General features: G+C 43.5%; 10 protein-coding genes. 1 reads left to right on the top strand and 9 read right to left on the bottom strand.

The window, feature by feature from the left end:
- Nucleotides 1-5 precede the first annotated feature (5 nt).
- The 3 genes from uvrA to ABIE26_RS12070 all read right to left on the bottom strand — a co-directional run bounded on the left by uvrA (nt 6) and on the right by ABIE26_RS12070 (nt 5114).
- Nucleotides 6-2849: an excinuclease ABC subunit UvrA gene (uvrA, locus tag ABIE26_RS12060; protein WP_310142633.1), complete on the bottom strand. Its 2844-nt coding sequence runs from the start codon at nt 2847-2849 to the stop codon at nt 6-8.
- 94 nt (nt 2850-2943) lie between these two features.
- Nucleotides 2944-3996, bottom strand: a complete 1053-nt coding sequence (locus ABIE26_RS12065) for a ferredoxin--NADP reductase (protein WP_310142632.1) — start codon at nt 3994-3996, stop codon at nt 2944-2946.
- A gap of 29 nt (nt 3997-4025) precedes the next feature.
- A complete protein-coding gene (locus tag ABIE26_RS12070; protein ID WP_310142631.1) occupies nt 4026-5114 on the bottom strand; it encodes a glycoside hydrolase family 2 TIM barrel-domain containing protein in 1089 nt (362 codons plus the stop codon).
- A 534-nt stretch (nt 5115-5648) separates the two neighbouring features.
- Between ABIE26_RS12070 and ABIE26_RS12075 the strand changes: the two genes are divergently transcribed.
- A complete protein-coding gene (locus tag ABIE26_RS12075; protein WP_310142629.1) occupies nt 5649-9635 on the top strand; it encodes a hybrid sensor histidine kinase/response regulator transcription factor in 3987 nt (1328 codons plus the stop codon).
- A 171-nt stretch (nt 9636-9806) separates the two neighbouring features.
- Here the strand turns inward: ABIE26_RS12075 and ABIE26_RS12080 are convergent, their stop codons facing one another.
- The 6 genes from ABIE26_RS12080 to ABIE26_RS12105 all read right to left on the bottom strand — a co-directional run bounded on the left by ABIE26_RS12080 (nt 9807) and on the right by ABIE26_RS12105 (nt 21258).
- The gene (locus tag ABIE26_RS12080; protein WP_310142627.1) at nt 9807-11243 is read right to left on the bottom strand and encodes a DUF4998 domain-containing protein; all 1437 of its coding nucleotides are present in this window, start codon (nt 11241-11243) and stop codon (nt 9807-9809) included.
- 22 nt (nt 11244-11265) lie between these two features.
- On the bottom strand, nt 11266-12561 hold the full coding sequence (locus tag ABIE26_RS12085; RefSeq protein ID WP_310142625.1) for a DUF4959 domain-containing protein: 1296 nt from the start codon (nt 12559-12561) through the stop codon (nt 11266-11268).
- A 45-nt stretch (nt 12562-12606) separates the two neighbouring features.
- Entirely contained in the window at nt 12607-14565 is a 1959-nt protein-coding gene (locus tag ABIE26_RS12090) for a RagB/SusD family nutrient uptake outer membrane protein (RefSeq protein ID WP_310142622.1), read from the bottom strand.
- Between the two features lie 13 nt (nt 14566-14578).
- Complete coding sequence (locus ABIE26_RS12095; RefSeq protein WP_354375698.1) at nt 14579-17830, bottom strand: SusC/RagA family TonB-linked outer membrane protein; 3252 nt, start codon at nt 17828-17830, stop codon at nt 14579-14581.
- 461 nt (nt 17831-18291) lie between these two features.
- Nucleotides 18292-20157 (bottom strand): beta-N-acetylhexosaminidase, encoded by a 1866-nt coding sequence (locus tag ABIE26_RS12100; protein ID WP_310142619.1) that lies wholly within the window; start codon nt 20155-20157, stop codon nt 18292-18294.
- Between the two features lie 306 nt (nt 20158-20463).
- Entirely contained in the window at nt 20464-21258 is a 795-nt protein-coding gene (locus ABIE26_RS12105) for a lytic transglycosylase domain-containing protein (RefSeq protein ID WP_310142616.1), read from the bottom strand.
- Nucleotides 21259-21748 lie beyond the last annotated feature (490 nt).

A 21748-nucleotide genomic window follows, 5' to 3' on the forward strand; every position in this document is an offset into this window, starting at 1 on the left:
TTATTTTACAGACCCATTTCCTTTTTCAGGAATTTGCCGGTCAGGCTGATCGGGCTTTGGATCAGGCCTTCGGGTGTTCCTTCAAATATGATCCTGCCACCCCCGGCACCGCCTTCCTCACCCAGGTCTATCACCCAGTCGGCCACTTTTACCACATCCAGGTTGTGCTCAATAACCAAAACGGTATTTCCTCTGTCAACCAACTCGTTAAGCACGCCCAGCAACACATTTATATCCTCAAAATGCAGGCCAGTTGTGGGCTCATCCAGAATATAAAAGGTATTACCGGTATCTTTTTTCGAAAGTTCGGTGGCCAGCTTCACCCGCTGGGCCTCACCGCCCGACAAAGTGGTAGACGATTGCCCCAGCGTAATGTAACCCAATCCAACGTCTTTCAATGTTTTGATCTTCCTGTAAATGGAAGGCATATGCTCAAAGAAATCACAGGCATCCTCTATGCTCATGTCCAGCACATCGCTGATGGATTTACCCTTATAGCGTACTTCAAGTGTTTCCCGGTTATACCGTTTACCCTGGCACTCCTCGCAGGGCACCTGCACATCGGGCAGGAAATTCATTTCTATAACCTTCATCCCTCCACCCTGACAGGTTTCGCAGCGTCCTCCTTTAACATTGAAGGAGAAACGACCTGGCTTATAACCTCTTATCTTGGCTTCGGGCAACTGAACAAATAAATTCCGGATGTCTGAAAATACGCCGGTATAGGTAGAAGGGTTTGAACGCGGTGTACGACCAATAGGCGCCTGGTCGATCTCAATCACCTTATCTATTTCTTTTAAGCCGTTGATCTTCTCGTAAGGCAAAGGATGTTTCTTGGCCCGGAAGAAGTGGTGATTTAAAACAGGGTATAAAGTCTCGGTGATCAGACTGGATTTTCCACTCCCTGATACCCCGGTTACGGTAATGAACTTACCCAGCGGAAAGTCAACGGAAACATCCTTCAGGTTATGTCCACTGGCCTTAATGATGGAAAGTTTCTGTCCGGTCCCTTTTCTCCGTTTTTTAGGCACCTCTATGCCCTTTTTGCCGTTAAGATAGGCAGCGGTAAGGGTATCTGATTTCAGGATTTCATCCGGGCTACCCTGCGCAACAATTTCACCGCCATGCACCCCCGCAGCCGGACCAACATCGATCACGTAATCCGCTTCCATGATCATGTCCTTATCGTGTTCCACTACCAGAACCGTATTGCCCAGATCACGCAGGTTCTTTAAGGCACCAATCAGACGTTCGTTATCGCGCTGGTGCAGCCCTATACTCGGCTCGTCCAGAATGTACATTACGTTCATCAGCTGCGAACCGATCTGCGTGGCCAGCCTGATCCTTTGCGCCTCCCCACCCGAAAGCGTACGTGCGGTACGGTCGAGCGACAGGTAATTCAAACCCACATCACTCAGGAAACCGAGCCTTGCCCTGATCTCTTTCAGAATCTCTTTGGCTATCGTATTCTGACGCTCGGTAAGCCGGTTCTCCAGATCTACATACCAGGCTTTAATGCTGCTGATGTCCATCTCAGCCAGTTCAAAGATGTTCTTGCCATCAATTTTGAAATGCAGGCTTTCTTTTTTTAATCTTGCACCATTACAAACCGGACAGGTTTTCAGCTTTCTGAAGGCCTCCATATCATCAACAGCCCCTTCACCCTTGCGCTCCTGCTGCTCTTCCAGCAGTTTGATGATGCCATCAAAAGTGATCTGGTAATTCTGTACATTCCATTTGTTGTACTCTACAGCTACGGAAAGCAGCTCATGCGAGCCGTTCAAAATGATATTGATGATGTCTTCACCCAGCTTTTCAATTGGGGTCGACAAAGAGAAATTGTATTTTTTTGCCAGGGCTTTCAATACCTGGAACATCCAGATGTCGCGGTATTCGCCCAAAGGAGCAAGCCCCCCGTTCATGATACTCAGTTTAGGATTAGGCATAACCGATTCCTTGTCTACCACAAAGATATAGCCCAAACCATCGCAGTTTTCGCATGCCCCATAGGGTGAATTGAAGGAAAAGCTATTAGGTTGCGGCTCATCATAGGAAATCCCCGTGGTAGGACACATCAGAAAACGGCTGAAGTGGGACACATTGTTGTCCTTATCACTGATTTTAATGATGCCTTTACCTAAGCGCATGGCCGTTTGCAGCGAGTCCTGTAAACGCTTTACATCCTTACGGTCGATGATCAACCGGTCTACCACAATCTCTATGTCATGGATCTTGTAACGGTCTACCTGCATTTTGGGTGTAATATCCTGGATATCTCCGTCAATACGCACCTTTACATAACCCTGTTTACGGATCTGCTCAAACAATTCCCTGTAATGTCCTTTACGCCCTTTTACAACGGGTGCAAGAATATTGACCGGCATATTACCGAATTTATTGAAGATGTTCTCCAGGATCTGGTCTTCGCTCATGCGTTCCATCTTCTCTCCGGTATTGTAGGAGAAAGCGTCGGCAGTACGTGCGTATAACAAACGCATAAAATCGTAAATCTCAGTAATGGTTCCTACGGTAGAGCGTGGGTTTTTACTGGTGGTTTTCTGTTCAATGGCAATAACAGGGCTCAGTCCTGACACCTTATCCACATCAGGCCTTTCCATTCCGCCCATAAACTGCCGGGAATAAGCGCTGAAGGTCTCCATATACCGGCGCTGCCCCTCGGCATAAATGGTATCAAAAGCGAGTGACGATTTTCCACTGCCGCTTAAGCCGGTTATGACCACAAGTTTATTCCTCGGAAAAGAAATATCTATATTTTTTAGGTTATGCACCCTGGCCCCATACACTTCAACATCTTTTTGCTCGCCAAGGTCAACGGTATTTTTGCTCATATATATTTAAAAAAATGATACTGAATCTATGCGTTAAAGGTCATATTTTTTTCAACTGCAAAAATGCTAAAAATTTTATCATTTTCACAGCATGCTACCATACAATTGTTGTCCCATCTTCGGTAGGATGCCCAGTACAAATCAGCACCCTTCCTGCAGCAATTTCATCGTCCATCAGCACCTCATTGTAATCCATTTCCACTCCACCCTTAATACAATTGGCAGTACATGTACTGCATATTCCGGCATGGCAGCTATAAGGCAGATTGATCTTTTTTTCAAGCGCAGCATCCAGTATGGTTTTGTTATAGGGAACAGCCAGATGGTAAATATTGTTCTGAAAATTCAGCACTACGGTATAGGTATTGGTATGCCTGATCTTTTTCTCGGTTGCATCATCTTCATCCAGTTCGTCTTCGGGAAGCACAAATGTTTCCCTTTTGATCTGGGCCTGGTCAAAACCCAGGTTAAGCAGCGTGATGCGGCAGACATCCATATAGTCGATCGGACCGCAGGTATACAGTAAAGTTTCCTTTTTGTCGAATTCCAGGTTCTCGCTCACTAGCCTTTCTATGAGTGGGCCGTTCAGGCGGGCCATCATCAGGTTTTGCGACTGACTAAAGACATACACCACTTTTAAGCGGTCTGGATATTGCTCCTGCCAGCTGTTCAGCTCTTTATAGAAAAGTGTTTGTTCAGCAGAACGATTGCTGTAAATCAAAATGAGCTTACTATTCTGTTCACGCACCAGTGCGGTTTTCAGGATGGCAAATAAAGGGGTTATCCCCACCCCTGCTGCAAACAGGAACACAGTTCTTCTGATTTCAGCAGCCGGCTGGTAAAAAAATCTCCCGCCAGGCTCAACAGCGTTAAGCACATCCCCTACCGAGGTTTTATGGTGCAGCAGCCTGGATATTTCACCATTTTCCACACGTTTTATGGCAATCGCCAATGGTTCATCTATATCAGGTGAACTGCATATGGAGTAAGATCTTCTCAGTTCCTTTCCGTTTACATCAAAAACAAGGGTCAGGAACTGCCCAGCAAGGTACGCTGGTTTTTGTCCGCCTACCGGTTCAAAACTGATGATCAGGGTTTCACCCGGGCAATAGGTCATTTCGGTTATGCGCAGTTTGATCATTACCATAGCGCGGCAAAAATAACAAAAAAATGTACTTATTTTTTTGTTAGCGACCGGATCAGCTCCACCTCATCCTGTTTATAGGCCGATCCGTCGGCATTAAAGATATCGTGGAACCAGATTTTAGGTTCTGCGCCATTTGGCATAGGGGTATCCCAGGCATACTTGGTATTGGTTTTACCCGCCACCAGCCCCCAGTTGTATGCACCAATATTTTCTTTTTTAAGTAGCGGCATGATATTGCCAAACAGACTATTTCTTGTCCTGGCCATGTATTCGGTACAAATAAGTGGCCGGTCAGATACGCTCCTGAGCGTATCAATCCAATGCTGATGGTCTGCGGGATCGCCATAATTGTGATATGTAGTGACATCAGAATTATGAATCTGGTAATCAGACAATTCTTTCAGTTCCCGCTTCCATACGCCGACAGAGAGCGGCTGATCAGGATCAACGGTACGGCCCCATTCAAAGACTTTTTTTAGCAGGTCCATGCTTTTATTGCCATAACCCGAATTTCCAGGTTCATTGTATAAATCCCAAAGCACAATTCGCTTGTCGTGTTTAAAGGTTGCCAGGATATCCTTTACATAAACCTCCAGCGTATCTACCAATTTAGGATTCTCGTGATAAAGGTCTCCCGGGTCCCTAACCCAACCTGAATTGTGGATTCCCGGTTTAGGACCGGGCTGGATCCCTGTTTTAAAAGTTGGGTTCCAGCAATCATCAAACAACACAAACAGGGTAGAAATATGGTGCTTATCTGAAATATCCAGATAAGTCTTTACTCTGGCCTTAAATCCTTCCCGGTCTTTCTGCCATGCGGCATGATGTAAATAAACACGCATAGAGTTCATTCCTATACCCTCAGCAAAGCCCAGTTCCCGGTCTATCGTCGCAACATCAAAAGTTTCCTTTTGCCACATCTCCAGCTGGTTAATGGCAGTACTCGGAATAAAATCGGCACCACGCAGCCATCCCCATTGCTCATACCATTTATTGGCTTTTTCTACTGTCCATATTTTTCGGGGTTGCTGGTTGACTTGTCCGGTTTGCGTTTGTGCATAGGTCTGAAACATCAGGGCAAATAACAACAGCGATAGATAGGTTTTTAGGTCTTTCATTGTTTATGATTCTTATTTTAATTATTCTTGATTTTTATTGTGCTATTACAAAGAATCAGCAGCAGTGTCTGCTACCACACGTCGTTTTGATCATCCATACTTCCGTATTCGCAGAATAAACTTGCTTTAACATTGGGGCTATCAATCCCATTTTCCAGTAATAGCAGACAGGCAAACGGATGATCCGCCGGTTTTAATGCATTAGGATCGGCCATGCTGACAACCTTATACCAAATGCAATTAAAATCAATGCGGACCAGCACGTCTACCTGGCCACTTTTAATAGAATCAATTCAGGTCGTTAAAGCCTTTGCTTGTAGCAGTTTTTTCATGCTGACATTTTTTAGTTTAGTTTTGTTTGTCTATTTGTTAACGGTGCTAATAGAAGAATTAATATTTGATCCTGCTGATCAAATGTTGTACAATTTGTATCAAAAATGTATCTATTATTGGGGTAATCAAGTAACTGATATATTTTATATTCGTTTATCTGAGTTTTAGAGTTATCTTTAGGATAACCACAACAAACCAGCTATGTACACCAAACTAACCAAACTATTCCTTGTATTTTTTTTGCTGTTCAGCGTGGTAAGCATTGCTTACGGCCAGTCGTACTCCTTCAGGCATTACCAGGTAGAGAACGGTCTATCTTACAACTCCGTGATCTGCAGTTTACAGGACAAGAAAGGATTTTTGTGGTTTGGCACAAAAGATGGATTAAACAGATTTGACGGCTATACTTTCAAAATATTTAGACATGATCCCGATAATCCGAAAAGCATAGGCCACAATTTTATCCACAGCTTGTATGAAGATAAAAACCAGACCATTTGGGTTGGCACACTCGCCGGTCTCTACAAGTACGATCCACTTAAGGAAAGCTTTAGCCTGGTTTCCCCTTCAAAAGGATATGACATCAGAGATATAAATGCAGACAGCCGGGGAAATATATGGTATATAGCAGGCTTGTTCCTTTCCCGCTACAATGAAAAAACAAAGCAGAACATCACCTATAGGAACAAAGCACATCCAGGTACAACCTCTCTCAGTATCAGTGAAAAAGATGAAATATGGGTATCATCAATGGATGGTTTCATTCAAAAATATAACCATGCAACAGATTTATTCAGCAATTACAGCGTTTTCGACAAATCTGAACCCGCTATATCCAACTGGATAGAAAAGATTTATAATACCGGAAAAGGATCCATATTGGTAGGTACCTCTAATCAGGGCATCAAAATCTTCGATTTAAAAACCTTAACTTACAAAGAACTTTTAACCTCCAATGCCGACCAAACTGCCATCTATGCCCGTGATTTTATGGATATCGGAAACGACGAATACTGGATCGCTACCGAGTCTGGATTGTTTATTTACAACCTAAAAACGGGCCGGTATAAAAACCTGCGCAATAAATTTAACGATCCCTATTCCATCTCAGATAATGCCGTGTACACCTTATGCAAGGATAAAGAAGGAGGGATTTTTGCCGGAACTTATTTCGGGGGCGTAAACTATTATGCAAAGGAATTCACTTCCTTTGATAAATTTATTCCCCAGACTGATAACAACAGCTTAAGCGGCTATGCCGTGAACGAAATATGTAGTGACAAAAAAGGGAATCTCTGGATTGGTACAGAAGATGCCGGGTTAAACAAGCTGGATCTTAAAACAGGACAGTTTAAACATCTTAAACCAGGAAGCAAAAAAACCAGCATCAGTCATACCAATATCCATGGTCTCCTGGCTACAGATAACGAGCTTTGGATCGGAACTTTTGAACACGGGTTGGATGTCATGGACATCAACACCTCAAAGGTAATCAGGCACTACCGGGCAGGAACAGCCCCAAATCAGCTAAAAAGCAATTTTATTGAATCCATCCTTAAAACAAGTACAGGCGATATCCTGCTGGGTAGTTCTTATGGACTGTACAAATACAATAAACTTAGCGATGATTTCAGCCTGCTGAATGAAGTGCCTGGAAATTTGCATTACCATCATGTGCTGGAAGATAGATCTGGCAACATTTGGGTCGGATCATCAACGTACGGCCTGTATGTTTTCAACATAGCCAACAAACATTCCATAAACTACAAATCGGAAGAGAACAATACAAAAAGCCTGAGCAGCAATGCCGTCAACAGCATTTTTCAGGACAGCAAAGGAAATATCTGGATAGCTACAGAAAACGGACTCAACTGCTTTAATGAAAAAGAAAAAAATTTCACCAGGTACTCCATTAAAAATGGCTTTCAGAGCAATGTTTTCTACAGGATTTTGGAAGATCAAAAGCAGAACCTCTGGATCAGCACCTCGCGTGGACTTGTATGTTTTAGTCCGGATGAAAAGATAACACTATACACCAGATCCAATGGTTTATTGAACGATCAGTTCAACTATGGTTCGGCGTATAAGGACAAGAATGGCCGGATGTACTTTGGCAGCGTTAAAGGAATGATCAGCTTTCTGCCAGATGGGTTTAGAAAAAACCTGTTTGTTCCGCCAATTTACATTACAGGCTTCCAGGTGTACAACAAAGAACTGCATATCGGTCAAAAGAATTCTCCTTTAACCCAATCCATCAATTTTACCAAAGTATTGAACCTTGAACACCACCAATCTACATTTAGCATTGATTTTGCGGCCTTAGGATTTACTGCGCCCGAAATGACAGAATATACCTATACCATGGAAGGTTTGGACCAAAATTGGACTTACCTTAAAACCAACAGGAAAGTTTATTTTACTAATCTTGCACCGGGTACGTATACATTTAAGGTAAGAGCAACAAATAGCAGTGGCATCTGGAACCCCAATGTTGTCAGTCTTAAAATCATTATCGCCCCCCCTTACTGGGCAAGCCCTATGGCCTACCTGCTTTACTCCATCATGATGGTAACGGCCCTATATTATGGGATAAAATATTACCATAAAAGGACCAGTGATAAAAATAAAAGAAAGATTGAGCGCTGGGAGTCTAAAAAGGAAACAGAGCTTTACCAGGCTAAAATCGAGTTTTTCACTTATGTTACCCATGAAATTAAAACTCCCCTAACCCTGATCAAAGGTCCTTTAGAGGAGGTGATGCGCCATGCAGAAGCCATGCCTCAGGTCAAAGAAAACCTGACAACCATGGAAAAAAACACCAATCGTCTGATAGAACTGACCGATCAACTCCTGGGCTTCAGAAAAACTGAGATTGAAGGCTTTAACCTCTGTTTTGTAAATGTAAACATCAACGACATTCTGAAAGAGAACTGTTCCAGGTTTAAAACAGCTATTGAACAGAAAAAACTGGAATTAACTGTCTCTTTACCAGAGATACCACTCTATGCTTATGCCGATCCAGAAGCACTAAACAAGATATTCAGTAATCTGATCGATAATGCGGTAAAATATTCCAGAAGCGAAATTTCGGTAAAGCTGGTCACTTATGAGCACAATTTTGTGATCACCGTAGCCAGCGACGGCAAAGTTATTCCAGAAAATTTCCGGGAAAAGATCTTCGAACCCTTCTTCAGAATGACCAGTGCAGGATCGGAAAGAGGAACAGGAATTGGCCTGCCCCTGGCCCGCTCCCTTACTGAATTGCATGAGGGGACTTTGCGGCTAAAAAATGAGGATCAAAAATACAACAACTTTGTATTGACCCTACCCATACACCATGAACAAGAATTTAAAATCAGTTTAACAGAAACAAGCCCTATTGCAAAAAGCATCTTACAAAAAAGAGATGTGGCAAATTGTCCCATCATTTTAGTCGTAGAAGACAATACAGAGATCCGTACCTTCATTGCAGGTAAACTGGCTAAAAATTTTGTGGTATTACAAGCTGGCAACGGACAGGAGGCGCTGGATATCTTAAAAGAAAAAAGTGCCCATCTGATCATCAGCGACATCATGATGCCGGTTTTAGATGGAATAGCATTGTGCAGGGCGGTGAAAGAGAACCTGGAATATGTACACATACCGATCATCCTGCTCACCGCAAAAAATACCTTACAGTCTAAAATAGAAGGCCTGGAAGTTGGTGCTGATGCCTACCTGGAAAAACCTTTCTCTCCGGATCATTTGTTAACCCAGGTTTCCAATTTACTGGCAGGCAGGGATAAAATTAAAAACTACTTTGCATGTTCTCCTCTGGTTCACATCAAGAGTATGGCCTACAATAAAGCAGATGAGGCTTTTCTGGGAACACTTTATGAGGCCATCCATAAAAATCTGGACAACAAATCCCTGGACGTAGATCAACTGGCCGAGATCATGCACATGAGCAGGCCAACACTATACCGGAAAATCAAGGCCATTTCTAACCTTTCACCGCACGAGCTCATCAACATCACCCGGCTCAAACAGGCAGCCGAACTCCTGGTCGAAGGCAACCATAAGATCCTGAAGATCGCTTCCATGACGGGTTTCAGTTCTCAGACCCAATTTGGGAGATCCTTTCTTAAACAGTTTGGCATGACACCTTCTGAATATGCTGCATCAAAGCAGCTGATCAAACATGATTAATATTTTACCAGCTGAATCAGTAAACAAGCTATTGGGTATTCCGGGGAAAATCGTCGTTATACCTCCAAAATTATTTCCATTCACATTTGTTAAAATCTCGGTATACAGAGTACGGTTCATAGGAGACTTGAACAAAACATCCCCATATGAACCATACTTTTTAATTATCCCTTAATTTACAATCCAATATTTATCAGTCGAATTAAAATTATTAAATACGTAAAAATTACCATTTTCTTCCATACATAGCAACGATGTTCCAACACCTACTATTTTTTTGAATCGATTCCAGCCGGTACCGATACGACTTCTATAACCTAGAGAACCGTTCGCCGTGATTGGAATGCTCCATAAATTTCCATTGGCGTCAACCCCCAAAAGAGATTGATTATTGAACATAGTAAGGGGCTCATAAATAGCATACCCTGTTCCTACGGTAACTCCGTTAGGCGCCCCAAATGTAGCGTCATTTTTTGCATACCAGGCCTTAACCTCCCCTGAGGTCAATGCGTCTGTCGAGGCGGCTAACACTGATAAGAAGAAACCGTTACCGGGTACAAACCTCGGCATAGTAAATCCGGTTCCGAAAGTGTTTGCTGAAGTGGGAGTCGCTTTTACAAAAATTAGCTGAGCATTTTGAATTTGGTGCATGGATACAGCACCAGCAGTATTAATACCGATAAACCGATCCTCATTGTAGTAGAAGAAGTCGCGATAAGTAGCACGGGGAACGAGCGAAGCCACGGATGCTGTTTGGGTTAACGATCCGTCTGCGTTTACAGCATAACGAATGATTCCGCCTGTAGCATTCCACTCATATATACTTTGCCCTTCGCCTGTAAAATATTTACTTGCCATCCTTCCTGTAACTGAAAGTTTTACACCTCTATTAGAGATTGCATCTGGTGCCCGATAGGTTTTAAACTCATTGTAAACGATATCTAACCCTTGAGGTGGAAAGAAAACAGTTCTGAATTTAAACTCACCGGCGTCGGGAAAGTTAGGTAACTGAACCTCCTCTGTAGCGCGTTCTATTCTCACTGTTTTTTCCGCGCCGACTTTGTCTTTGTAAACAATTTCTGAATAGATAACACTATCCCCACGAGCCGATGGCGAAAGGTTTAGCGTGAAAAGTGACTGTGCATAGTCGAAATTAAACGCTGTTAACTTTCTCGCACGCAAGCCAACTGCAAATTCTGAACCCCATACAGTGATGGTTGAGGAGGAATATAGTGACGTTTCTCCTCTGTTGTTTATATTCCTGAATTCAAAAAGTGTGGAGCCTTCAGGAAGGTTTTCAACGATCACCGAGTCCTTTTGGACTCCTGCTCCTTTACGTACAAAATCTTTCACAATTGAATCTTTCCTCCTATTCCAGTAGATAATGGTCTTTTCTACCTTAGGATCGGAACCGATATACCATGTTATCTTTGCTCTTCCGAATCCTGAAAAATATTTAATGGAGTCTACTTTTCCTAAATAGACTTGCTCATCTTTCTCAGCATATTTTCGCTGAATGTCGTCCATTTTGTCGCAAGAGGACAATAATAATAAAACAACCGCTACGAAGGCTAGTGCTACAGGAACTATTTTAGTTATCTTTTTCATCTGTATAAAGTTTATTCCATTTCTATTTTTGTGGAACTGTGTTATCGCCATAAACAGTAATCTCTCCCATAGACCAATAGTTATTTACGGGAGGTGGCATCGCACCTGCAATCTCGCGTACAAATATTCGAATATATCGCACGGGGCCGGCATCCAGTGGAATTTCGTATTCTGTACCGTTTGCTGCAAGGTTTAATGCTCCCTGTGGATCTGGCGGAACCATTCTGTCATAGCGAGGTATTGCATGCCAACCCAAATATTGCCAGTCATCTTTAAATGTCCGGGCAGGAAGCTGGGTGGTTTCGTTAATCCCATCGAGGTCTCTGATATTCTTATTACGAACAGCATACTCGTCCAACCAGTACGGACGATCAGCCAATTTTGCAAAATCCATTGTTTTTGATCCCCATGCCTCAAATTGAGTAATATTTGCTTGTCCATAAACGGAGTTGACATGATAACCGTGAATAACAATCCGACTGAGCTTGACAACTTGTTTGAGATCAATAGTCATAGATATGCCGCTACCGCCTCCAGATTGAGTCAACCATCCGTGAGAAGCAGTATTAACGATGTTGTCCCATAGCGAACTAATGTTTCTGCCAGAAAGATTTGTGACATTGTCGTAAGGAATACTTGACCGAAAATCTGCGTATGGTTTCGGTACCACCGTCTCAAAAAATGGAGTTGTCTTAAGCACTGTCGTGTCCGATATATTTCCCCACTTGTCTTCAAAAGCGATCGCAAAAGTAGTCTCTTTCGGATTAAAGCCCCGAAATGCGCGGCGTTCTTTTTCGCTCGAGGAAAAATACATTTCTTTAGTTACCAGTCCGTTTTTTTCGTCTTTAACCATCAACCGGACACCAAATTCCGTCTTTTTTGGATTACTCCAATCCGCAACAATACCGCCAAATCCCGGCATCATATTCAGGGAATTCTTTGCAATGCTAATAAGTGACTCCAGGGGCTCAAACTCTAGTTCAAGAGGCGCTGAACGCTGTTCCTGTTTATTAACCATGTACAGGCGGAACGGCACTTTGTCCAGCGTGTTAAATCCTTCGATTGTAAGCATATTTTTATGAACAGACGATTTCTCGGTAAACATTTTCCCGTTCCGCTCATATTCTGCCATCACGTAAAGTAAGTTGGGGTCGTTTGGGAGTTTGTACGTAACCGTCGCTCCTCCGTTAATAGGAGTTATCTGATCAACCTCTATCGGTCCGGAAGACCATGTGCCACCCGGCTTGTCAATTTCCTCTTTGCAGGCGAAAAAGGTACATAAAACCAATACCGCCATTATAAATCTATATTTTTTCATAAAAGTAATCTTCATTAATAATTCCACTTCCTGTACTTGCCGTTATTACCAACCATACGTTTGAACCAAATTTGGATTAATCCGTAAGTCGTAGTCTCTGATTGGATACAAGTAATCTCTAAATGTAACCTGGCGTACAACTTGACTATAGACGAAAGGAACATAAAATTGTTCTGTTTCTCTTGAAGGAGTCCAGGACATAGGACGGAGGTTCCAATACTGACCAGCCGTTTTCCATCGACGTATATCCCAAAAGCGTTGTCCCTCAAATGAGAGCTCGATCAAGCGTTCTCTTTGAATAATTTTACGCATCTCATTTTTATTTGATGGTGCGTCAGGATTAAAGGACGCTTGTCGCCACGACTGTACTACGCCATTCAATCCCGCCCTAGCTCGCACCTCGTCAATCCATTTGTAGACCTCTGCATCTGGTTGGCCCTTTGTTTCGTTCAGTGCCTCGCTGTAAAGCAAATAAAGATCTGATAAGCGCAGTAAAGGAAAGTTATAAGGATATGCTGTATATCGCTTATTCACATCTCCCTGGCTGGCGGATGACTCAAATGGGATAATCTTTTTAGGCGTATATGCACCATGGCCTGCCGCTGGCCCAACCTCATCAGGACGGCTCTTAATGAATGGGGCAAATGAGACGCCGCCATTGGTTGTAGTAGTGGATAGTTCAAAGAATCCTCTGTCGATACCTAAATTGGCGTAAAAACGCGGCTCCCGGAAGAAGTGAAGAAGGACGGTTACTTCGCCAGTAGCAATATAAGATTGATGATGATCTGCCGACGTTGCCCGTTTTAAGCTATATCTGTTACTGTAGTCATACGTTTTATCTTCATTAATCGGAACACCGTTGTTTGAATAAAACAATTCACCCATATGCCAGGAAGCAGACATGTAGTTGATATAACTAGGCTGATCCGTACTATACAATACCGGAAAAAGACTTGCAAGCATATTTCCTAGCGGAGCAAAGGTGGAACCGCCTTTACCATTTGCAAATTGTTCTTGTGTGGCCCAGATCACTCCTGGATTTCGGTCAATCGATTCAGTAATCGCCTTTCTGACAGTCATCAACTGCACCAAACTGTCATTCATTGCGAATGTTTGGGCGCCACCTGCAAACTTATTGAATTCATATAAGCGGTTTCCGGCAGCATGGGCAGCATCAATTGCCTCCTTTATAGCTACAGCAGCTCTCTCCCATTTTTTAGGGTCAGGAGTACTAGATATCAATTGTTTCCCGCGCTTATCGATCCAACCTGCATAATCCGGATTGCCATTAAATAATGGGCTGGCTCCCCAGGCTAAGACTTTAGCCTTAATACCCAGCGCAATAGTTTTAGAAATCCGGCCTTGTTCTGTCGACGGATCTGGAAGCGCCAATGGTAAATCAACCACCGCCTCATCCAGCAACTGTACGATGTAGTTTACACATTCATCCACAGGTTCGCGATATACTTTCGTTTCCTCAGGAGTAGCCGATAAGGGCAGGTTTTCTTTCACCAACACGATGGGGCCGTACAATTCCATTAAAAAGAAATGGTAATAGGCCTTTAGGAATTTCACTTCGGCTATCCATCGAGCCCGTTCTATTTCGGCGATATCACGAGGAATATGTGCGTTTTCCAGAAAAATATTGCAGTCACGTATGGCTTGATACATTGATTTACCTCCCTGACCTCCCGTCCAGTAATCCTGCAGTGGATTATTGGTGTTTTGAAGTCCACGGGAAATTTGGGCGGCGGGCGTATTTCCAGCCCTGCTATCGCTCCTCCAGTCAAACTCATCCCTGCTGGTAAAATAGGCAGGGTAGTAAAACGGATCGGTCGGATCTGGCAAGTGTGAGTAACATGTTCTCAAAAACTTATCCATTACTGAGCGGTTGGAGAAGGCGTGGTCCAATGTCGCTGTGTCATTTGGCACCACATCCAGGTAGGTGCAGCTCATAATTCCCATCAAGGAAAAGGCTACTATTATTCTCATTATATTCTTCATTCGTAGGTCGTTATTAAAATTTAACATTCAAACCTAAGTTAAATACGCGCTGAACCGGATATCCCAGGCCTAATCCGCCCATTTCCGGATCCCACATTTTAAACTTAGAAATGTAAAACAAATTGGTTCCGCTGAGGTACACCCGCATCATACTCATGCGGGCTCTTTTAGTCAATCGCTCGGGTAAAGTATAGCCTATTTCCGCCTGTTTTAGTCGTATAAAGGTTCCATCACGCAGCCAATGCGTACTCGACTGATTGTTATTTGCGATGGTGTACTCAGATAGCCGGGGCCAGAATGCTTCTATATTCCTGTTCGTTTCAGACCAGTGATCGTCTGCGATTGTTTGCATCAGTGCTTTTTGTCCCTGGTTGAGGAAAGGAGAGATACCAGCGGGGCTTATAAAGAACGAGGATCTGGCAGACCCTTGAATAAAGAAATTGATGTCGAAGGCTTTATATGCTACCGAGATCGAGTTTCCGTAAATGATCTCAGGAATAGTCGGGTGACCAATGGCTACCATATCGTCCGTATTGATCTGACCATCATTGTTGATGTCCTTGTATTTAATATCTCCTGCACCATATTCTCCAAATAGTTGTCTGGGCGAGTTGTTTACTTCTTCCTCATCAATGAATAATCGCTCGGCAATATAACCTACCGGCTGATTAATCTTCTGTCCAACGCGGGTACGCCAGGGAACATCACTATAATCTGGTTCTTCCCACTTCTTAACTGTGCTGGCTGCATAAGTGAAATTGCCATTTATCATTAACGATAAACCGTTATTGAACTTTTTGTTGTATGTCAGTTCCACATCCATTCCCTTTCCCTGGGCCACTCCAACATTTGCCTGAGGGACTACCCGAAGACCCATGGTAGTTGGTATATCTACCCGGGTCTGAAGAATATTACTTCGGGTTTCCTGAAAAAAGTCTGCGACAAGAGTCAGATCGTTGAACAATCCAAGCTCTAAACCGAAATTCGTCTTTTTAGCAACTTCCCAGGTTATAAGCTCGTTGGCATACCGATCGATAGTAATACCTGAACGGTAGCCTCTATTAAGACCAAACCAGTATCCGGTCCCGTTCATATTGATCTGAGACAGGTAGAAAAACCGATCATACAAAGACCCTATCTGATCGTTTCCGACCTTACCATATGTAGCACGTAGTTTTAAAGTAGTTAAAACATCCTTCACACCCTTCATAAACGGTTCGTTACTTATCATCCACCCAGCTCCGGCAGAAGGAAAAAATCCCCAGCGGTTCTGCTCGGCGAAACGTTCGGTACCGTTATATCCAAAGTTTAGTTCCAGAAAGTAGCGGGAATCATATCCATAAGATAACCTGCCAGCTGACGAGATATTCCTTCGTGCGAGAGAGGCCTGAAGGTCATCAGACACTCGCTCATCAACTTGAAGGGTACCAGTTTCATTCCTGATCGTACCAACTAATAAGGCATTGAGATCATGCTTTTTATTAAAGGTTTTGTTGTACTGTAGGCGAACCTCACCGTACTGGGACGCATTGACCGTTCTGCCCTGACTTTCATAGTTCAGATACTCAGTACCGCCGTCTGGATTGAGCGGTGTTAATTGGTAGGAACCGTCTATGGTATTTGCAAGACTGTAATAAAATGGACGATACGCACGGTTTTGCGCATAATACGCTTTCCGCATCGCGTTGAATGTTCCTCTTACAGTTAAACCCTCCAGGCTCCCGGTAAATTTATGATCCATTTCCATTTGCAACAGCATCATGGATTCTTTCGATTCCTGGAATGAGCTGACCACTTGCGCCCAAGGGTTGGAAAAAGTCATTTCCGGATTCATACCGAAAAGGATATGCTCAGTAAATTCGTTGGCTTCGTCTGCCGGATAAAATGGGAGGAACCGCACCGGCGACGCATTTCGCGCCGCGCGGAATACCGCCGAGCCGCCCGACACTGTGTTGCCCAACTCATCTTTCATACTAGGAATATAAGGGCCGCTCCGATCATCAAATGATCCGTATGCACGCACAACACCAGTAGTGGTTGGTGCAAACTTAATGGTCACATTCGAGCGTATCTGAAGCCGATTGATGTTGATGTTGTTTTCGACCAGATTTTGTTCGCTTTCTTTTAGTATTCCCTTGTCATTCTGAAAGTTGGCAGCCAGGTAATACTGTACAGATTGTCCCCCGCCGGTGAGGTTCAGATTAAGACGGCGGTTGATCGCCTTATCGTCTATTAAATAGTCATACCAGTTTACGGATGGATATCGAAGCGGGTCGGTGCCCAGCTCTGTTTCCCGAATTTTAGAAGACGAATACGGTAGGTCTACCAGGGCGTTACGCGTTCGCACCGCCTCGTTGTGAAGTTTCATGTAGGTAACAGGATCGGCCAGTTCGGCTAACTTAGTATTATAAGAGTTGGACTGCTCAGCTCTTAAGGTGATCGACAATTGGTCTACCGATCCTACCTTTGTCGTCACGAGAATCACGCCGTTTGCTCCGCGTGCGCCATACAGTGCCGCGGAACTGGCATCCTTTAGTACGGAAAAGGATGCAATGTCGTCTACGTTTAACCGGGCGAGGTCGTTTGTTGCCATTTCTACCCCATCAATCAGGATCAGTGGATCTCGTTTACCTGATGTACTAAAAGTAGTAACGCCACGGATGTAAAATTCAGCATTATCGAGCCCTGGTTCTCCCGACCGTTGATAGGCAATCACTCCACCAACCTTTCCCGCTAAAGCGGTCGTCAGGTTACTTGACGAATTTCTCATGGCAGAAGGTCGAACTGTTGAAATAGCACTAACCACACTTTCCTTTTTCTGTGTACCAAAAGAGGTTATGACAACCTCGTCCATAGTGGATGTTGACTCTTGCAAAGTGACACGAACTACCTTTAAGCCTTTAACCGCCACTTCTTTTGTCGCATAGCCAATAGACGTAAACTCCAGTATTGCCTCGTTGTTCGGAACCGTGATTGAAAAGTTTCCATTCAAATCCGAAACGGTAGCAATATTTGTTCCTTTAACTTTTATACCCGCTCCGATTATTCCAGCCTCATTAACGTCGCTGACCCGGCCGGTTATGACGCGTTCCTGAAGCAAAAACATGCGTTCATTAAGACCATAGGTAACGGACGTCACTTTACCAATATCCATAGCCTTTGCACTAAGTGAAAGGGGAATAAAAGGCGACACGATTACAACAGCCATTGTACCTAACCACCTGATTAAGTCCTTTAAACCAAATTTTGTAGTTTTTTTTGTCATAATTAATTGTTTATATTATTTATTACTAGGTTTTACTGCCTATGTCAAGAGCGGATCATGATCGAAGAAGTTATTTTATGGTTACGTACCCGGTATTAAAAAATAAGACCATATACCGGAGACACTGCCATCAAATCCCGGGAATAAGCCTCTGCCTTCTCCCGGGCTGTTAAATTTGAGTAAGGCTGAGTATCGTAATTTTCATAATGGTAATTTTAGTTTGGTTTGATTAGCTATTGGTAACGCTAATAAATGAATTAATATTTGATCCAACTGATCAAATGTTGTGCAATTTGTATCAAAATGTAGCGAATATGCCGAAATCTAATAACCATCGTTGTATAACAACGTTTACGCTACCGCACATACTTTAACCTGGTTAAGATCAGCATGAATAATTGAACTTCTATTCCGTTTTTGCGTGGCAACAGTTCTTTTTCATTGCCCAGCTTCATATCTGGCTATTTACTTTGCTTATTCTGATCTATAAATATTGACCTGGAACTGATTGCCCCCATGCGGCGTCCTTCTTTAAAAGTAGCAGCCTTAATGGTTACAGGCAGTTTAACGTCAAAGGGCTTGCTGTATACCAGCGAATGTACAGTTGGCGCTGAACCATCCAGACTGTAACGTATCTGAGGCTGATAGCTATTGGTTTTGAAAGATACCGTTGCTTTATTGCCCAGGCTGTCAACACTTACCGTATGCCATACATTATAGGCACTTTTGGCGTAATTGATGCCCAGGTCATCGTAACGCTGGTATTGCTTTTCAATTCTGCGGCTAAAGTCAGTCCAGCTCTTTCTGGCTGGTATGGTCCAGGCCAGTTCCGCCATTGCGGCAGCACGTGGAAAGGCCATGTATTCTACTTTTTCGGGTGAATGAATAAATTCTGCCCATACATTGCCCTGTACCCCTTTTATGTATTTTGCCTCTTCGTTGGTAAGCACCGCAGGAACCGGCTCATAGTTGTACACCTTTTCCAGTTGCAGATTGCCCCCTATCGCTTTTGGCTCCAGGTAAGGTTCGCCCTGATAATAATCCAGGTAAAGAAAATCGTAAGGGGTCATCACTACATCGTGCGCTTGCCTGGCTGCTGCAATACCACCTTCGGTGCCTCTCCAGGACATAACAGCAGCATTAGGTGCCAGGCCGCCTTCCAGGATCTCATCCCATCCGATAATGCTTTTATTTTTAGTGGTCAGGAATTTTTCTATACGCCTGATGAAATAGCTTTGCAGCTCATGCTCGTCTTTCAGGTTTTCCTTTTTCATTCTGGCCTGGCAATCCAGACAAACTTTCCAGCGGTCTTTAGGACATTCATCACCACCAATATGGATGAATTTACCAGGAAATAGTGCGACAACTTCTGTAAGCACATCTTCCAGTAAATTAAAGGTCTCTTCTTTTCCGGCGCAGAAAACTTCTTTTTGTATACCCCATCCTACCAGCATTTTAAACGGCCCGCCGGTGCAGGAAACGTTAGGATAAGCCACCAGGGCTGCGGTAGCATGACCCGGCATTTCGATTTCAGGAACCACCGTTACGTAACGCTTTGCCGCATAGGCCACAATGTCCCGTATCTGATCCTGCGTATAAAAGCCCCCGTGAGGGGTATTGTCGATCTGGCTGTTAGCAAATTGCGTTCCATTGCGCCATGCCCCAACGGCAGTGAGCCTTGGGTGTTTTTTAATTTCGATGCGCCAGCCATGGTCTTCGGTTAAATGCCAGTGAAACACATTCAATTTATGTAAAGCAAGGTAGTCGATGTATTTTTTAACAAACTCAACCGAGTAAAAATACCGGCCCACATCCAGCATCATGCCTCTCCAGCCAAAACGCGGCTTATCGGCAATTTTTACGGCCGGGATCAGCGGTGCTTTAACAAAGGCATAACTTTTACCCCTTACCGGCAGGAGCTGATACAAGGTTTGTGCGCCATAAAATACACCATTTGCTTTTTTGCCACTGATGCGTACCGAAGTTACATTGGCAACTAAAGTATAGCCTTCGTCGCCCAGGCTATCTACCGCGTTTTTGGTGGTCAGCACAATGACATTGCTGCCTGCGGTGCCAGCAGCCGGAAGTACTTTTAAAGCATAACCAGTTAGCTTTTTTACCTGATCAGAAAATTGAAGACCAACCGACTTCAGGTCGGAATTGCCAGCATCGTAAGTAATTTTAGTAAGGTTGTTGATTTTAAATTTGCCGGGGAGCTCCTGCATACTTAGTGGTTGCGGGATCACAGAAATACTCTGGCTGTATACAGCATCCAGGTTGTTGAGGCCAAACAGGCACAACAGAAAAAATACGCGTTTCATCATCATTTTATATGTCTGGTTTATTTGTGTACGTCAACGATTGAAGATAAAAATATTCTGCTATCTAAATATATCAAAGAATCAGATGCAGAAGGAGTGCTGCCAGCATTTTGATACCGGATGCACAAAGATTGAGACGTTTTATCAAATTTCTGAGTAATGATGAGGACTCAGCAAGAACCCGGCATAAAAAACCGGCATTTCCCGATCATTCCATTGCAGTGGCGGACCGGGGTCCCAGCAAACAAAAAGAGGTTGATCATCTCTTATCGATGATCAACCTCTTTCCCCATTTGCGTGTATTTATATTTTTTATTCTGCAGTCTTGCTTTCAGCCTTTTCAGCATTATAGGCCAGTAAAGCCCTCGGTGCTCTGTAGCCATAGCGTACAGGATCTTCCATGATCTCTTTCATGGAAATCAATTTGTAAACATAACCACCTGTTTCGCGGTTCAGTTTCATCTTGAAATAATTATCCTGATGTTGCCTGTTGATCTGGCGCTTCATGTGACTGTCGCCGACATTATAGGCGGCTGCCACCAGTGTCCAGCTGTCAAAGATGCTATAAAGTTCTTTAATGTATTTTGCTGCCGCGACAGTAGATTTACGCAAGTTTTTACGTTCGTCCACTTTCGAGTTCACTTTTAAGCCATACATACGGGCCGTTCCGGGCATAAACTGCCAGAAACCCGCAGCACCTTTAGGCGATGTGCCTCCATCCAGTCCCGATTCTACCAATGGAACATATTTAAAATCTTCCGGAATGCCGTAAGCGGCAAGGATAGGTTCTATGATCGGAAACCATTCTGCGGCCTTTCTATGCAGGCTGTTGGTTTGCAGATTACTGAAGTAATGTGCAGCAAGGGTCTTTTTCATTTTACGTTCCACCTTGGTATCTCCAAGAGGCAACGACTCTTCTGCAAAATTTAACTGAGCCATAAGAGATAATGGCTTCCTGATTTTTGTTGTTACTGTATCTTTTTTTGTTGTACTTTTCTCGTCTTTTGAAATACTTTTCGCTGCTTGGGGCATGTTGTAAGCAAACACTTTTGCCATAACCAGTAATGCAATAATTACCGTACATGTTATTATGTGTTTCTTTATCATCTTCCTCCTTTTTTTGGTTAACAATTTTAAAACGCCTGCAAACATACAACATATTTAGTTAATTATCAACTAATTACGAATTTAACCCTCAAAATCGGCGTTTAAATATGATTAGGCGGCGATTTTTATTTATCTTCAGCCAGCGAAATTAGGGAACCTATGCAAAGTCGGTTTTGACCTCAAAACATCCCTTTTAAATCCTGAATTTCTTCCGGTATCTGATTGATCTGCGTTCGGTCTCCGTTCGGGATGCGCCTTAGGTTGGTTAAGCCTTGGGTAAGCCTTGGTTAGGGGTTGGTGCGGCCTTGATATACCTAAAAGCTTAACCAGAGCCTAAGCAAGACTTGCTTAGACCCTACCCAACCTAAGGCGCATCCCGAACGCAAACCGAACACTTACCCAACGTCACAGACAACGGCCACAGACCAAAAATTGCAAATCAGCCCAATTTTACCTAAATTTGTCGCCGCATAAATTATGCGGTTAAAAG

The organism is Pedobacter africanus (genome assembly GCF_040548825.1).
GTDB classification, from domain to species: domain Bacteria; phylum Bacteroidota; class Bacteroidia; order Sphingobacteriales; family Sphingobacteriaceae; genus Pedobacter; species Pedobacter africanus_A.

Excerpts from the sequence above, each read along its gene's own strand:
- uvrA (WP_310142633.1), bottom strand. The coding sequence starts at position 2,849 with ATGAGCAAAAATACCGTTGACCTTGGCGAGCAAAAAGATGTTGAAGTG.
- ABIE26_RS12065 (WP_310142632.1), bottom strand. The coding sequence starts at position 3,996 with ATGGTAATGATCAAACTGCGCATAACCGAAATGACCTATTGCCCGGGT.
- ABIE26_RS12070 (WP_310142631.1), bottom strand. The coding sequence starts at position 5,114 with ATGAAAGACCTAAAAACCTATCTATCGCTGTTGTTATTTGCCCTGATG.
- ABIE26_RS12075 (WP_310142629.1), top strand. The coding sequence starts at position 5,649 with ATGTACACCAAACTAACCAAACTATTCCTTGTATTTTTTTTGCTGTTC.
- ABIE26_RS12080 (WP_310142627.1), bottom strand. The coding sequence starts at position 11,243 with ATGAAAAAGATAACTAAAATAGTTCCTGTAGCACTAGCCTTCGTAGCG.
- ABIE26_RS12085 (WP_310142625.1), bottom strand. The coding sequence starts at position 12,561 with ATGAAAAAATATAGATTTATAATGGCGGTATTGGTTTTATGTACCTTT.
- ABIE26_RS12090 (WP_310142622.1), bottom strand. The coding sequence starts at position 14,565 with ATGAAGAATATAATGAGAATAATAGTAGCCTTTTCCTTGATGGGAATT.
- ABIE26_RS12095 (WP_354375698.1), bottom strand. The coding sequence starts at position 17,830 with ATGACAAAAAAAACTACAAAATTTGGTTTAAAGGACTTAATCAGGTGG.
- ABIE26_RS12100 (WP_310142619.1), bottom strand. The coding sequence starts at position 20,157 with ATGATGATGAAACGCGTATTTTTTCTGTTGTGCCTGTTTGGCCTCAAC.
- ABIE26_RS12105 (WP_310142616.1), bottom strand. The coding sequence starts at position 21,258 with ATGATAAAGAAACACATAATAACATGTACGGTAATTATTGCATTACTG.